Raw genomic sequence first — 526 nt, forward strand, 5'->3', positions numbered from 1 at the left:
GAGGGTGTCGACGTTGACGCGGATCGACTGGTTGGCGATCTTGTCGGCTTCTTGGACGTCGACCTCGATCGCGGCGGCGCGCTTGGCCGGCTTGGCCTTGGCTTCCTTCGCCGCTTCCTTGGCTTCCGGCGCCGCCTTGGCGACGGGTGCCGGCGCGACTTCGGTCGCGGTCTCGCGGAAGGCGCGCTCGAGGTCGTCGAGCGAGACTTCGCCCGGACGCAACGGGCGTTCCAGCACCTGCTCGACCAGCGTGCCCTTGGTCTTCGCGGGCGCTACCGGCGGCGCGGCCACCACGGGGATCGGCGCCGGTGCGGGTTCAGCCGCGGCTTCCGCGTGATGGCCTTCGGCCATCGCATGCAGCTTCTCGATCAGGTCTTCGTCGGTGCCCTCGGGCTCGGTCTCGGTGGCTTCGAGACCGGCGAGGATCTCCTTGATGCGGTCGATGCTCGACAGGATCAGCGTCACGGCTTCCGCCTTGACCGGCATGCCGTCGCGGAATTTGCCCATCAGGGTCTCGCCGACTTGG

1 pseudogene is annotated in these 526 nt (G+C 68.8%); it reads right to left on the reverse strand.

From position 1 onward, the window contains the following. Positions 1 to 526: pseudogene (locus IVA95_RS09890) on the reverse strand (hybrid sensor histidine kinase/response regulator); the annotation flags it as partial.

The organism is Bradyrhizobium sp. 157 (assembly GCF_023073815.1).
In the GTDB taxonomy this organism is placed as follows: Bacteria; Pseudomonadota; Alphaproteobacteria; order Rhizobiales; family Xanthobacteraceae; genus Bradyrhizobium.